Below are 351 nucleotides of genomic sequence, written 5' to 3'. Positions count from 1 at the left end.
GCGGGGTTTTTCATGACGAATGGGGTCATTGCGTGGTGCGCTGGTTTTCCAGGTTCTCGAGCTCTGCCCGGTACTGGTGGGCCTCGTGTTCATTGTGGAACATACCGACCAGTTGGCCTTGTTGGTGCACATCCCAGATGCGTACGCCAGCGGCCACGCCTTCGTGGGACATTTTCGATTCGTCGCGTTCGGTTACTTGGACTGTCATCGTTAAACTCCACTTCTTGAGAGGGCTGCGACACTCTGTCGCACACCTTCTTTATAGAGTTTGTTAGCAGCCTAAGTAAATAAAACGGGCATGAAACAAGTTTCATGAAGGCTCAAAGGTGTAGTGCCTGGGCTGGCCCTATC

Annotated in this window: 1 protein-coding gene; it reads right to left on the bottom strand. The window is 52.7% G+C overall.

Annotated elements, in window-relative coordinates; translation table 11 throughout:
- Nucleotides 1-25: 25 nt before the first annotated feature.
- On the bottom strand, nt 26-208 hold the full coding sequence (locus tag GYA94_RS26540; RefSeq protein WP_029886605.1) for a hypothetical protein: 183 nt from the start codon (nt 206-208) through the stop codon (nt 26-28).
- Between the last annotated feature and the right edge of the window lie 143 nt (nt 209-351).

This window comes from Pseudomonas juntendi, assembly GCF_009932375.1.
Classification (GTDB): domain Bacteria; phylum Pseudomonadota; class Gammaproteobacteria; order Pseudomonadales; family Pseudomonadaceae; genus Aquipseudomonas; species Aquipseudomonas juntendi.
Note: the sequence above shows the minus strand (reverse complement) of the source record. Positions and strands in the feature narration are given on the sequence as shown.

Bases quoted from the DNA above. Each gene is read 5' to 3' on its own strand.
- GYA94_RS26540 (WP_029886605.1), bottom strand. From the start codon at position 208: ATGACAGTCCAAGTAACCGAACGCGACGAATCGAAAATGTCCCACGAA.